This is a genomic window from Acidovorax sp. KPB24-07 (assembly GCF_057543315.1).
In genome coordinates, this window is the sequence record NZ_BAAJYS010000826.1 from 1 (window position 1) to 795 (window position 795).

1 protein-coding gene is annotated in these 795 nt (G+C 72.3%); it reads left to right on the top strand.

The window, feature by feature from the left end; translation table 11 throughout:
- Positions 1-41: 41 nt before the first annotated feature.
- The coding region (locus AC27IQ_RS26095; RefSeq protein ID WP_487091375.1) for a sigma-54-dependent transcriptional regulator at positions 42-795 on the top strand (754 nt) is incomplete at its 3' end.

Here is a 795-nt window from a genome sequence, read left to right on the forward strand (position 1 = left end):
CCCCGCGAGGGCGGCGGCGCCCGTTTCATCCTGGAGCTGCCATGGCGCGCCTCTTAGTCGTCGATGACGACGCGGCCTTCCGCGAATCGCTGGTCGAAACCCTGCAGAGCCTGGGCCATGAAGTGCACGGCGCCAGTGGCGGGGCCGAGGCGCTGCGCCAGGTGGAGAGCCACCGCTACAGCGCCATCTTCCTGGACCAGCGCATGCCCGGCATGGACGGGCTGCAAACGCTGCAGGCGCTGGCCGCGCGCATGGCCCGGCTGCCGCCCGTGCTGGTGCTCACCGCCTACGCCAGCGGCTCGGGCACCATCGAGGCCATGCGCCTGGGGGCGTTCGACCACCTGACCAAGCCCGTGAGCCGCGCGGCCGTGGTGGAGGTGCTGGAGCGCGCCCTGCGCTCCGAGGCCGACGCCGGTGCCACGGCCGCCGCACCCGCGCCGCCGCCCGATGCACAGGAGGACGGCGAGCTCATCGGCATCAGCGAAGCCATGCGCGAGGTGCACAAGCGCATCGGCATGGCCGCCGCGAGCGATGCCCCGGTGCTGATCGAGGGCGAGGGACCCGGCACCGGCAAGGAGCTGGGTAGGCGCTGGTGCCCCTGCCACCGGCATTCCACGCGCGCGGCGGGCCCGTTCGTGGCGGTGAACTGCGCGGCGATTCCGAAGGAGTTGCTGGAAAGCGAACTTGTTCGGCCATGTGGAAAGGTGCCTTCACCGGCGCGGCCACCGAGCGGCCCGGGTGCTTTCGCGCAGCCCGATGGCGGCGTGCTGCTGCTCGACGAGATCGGCGACATGG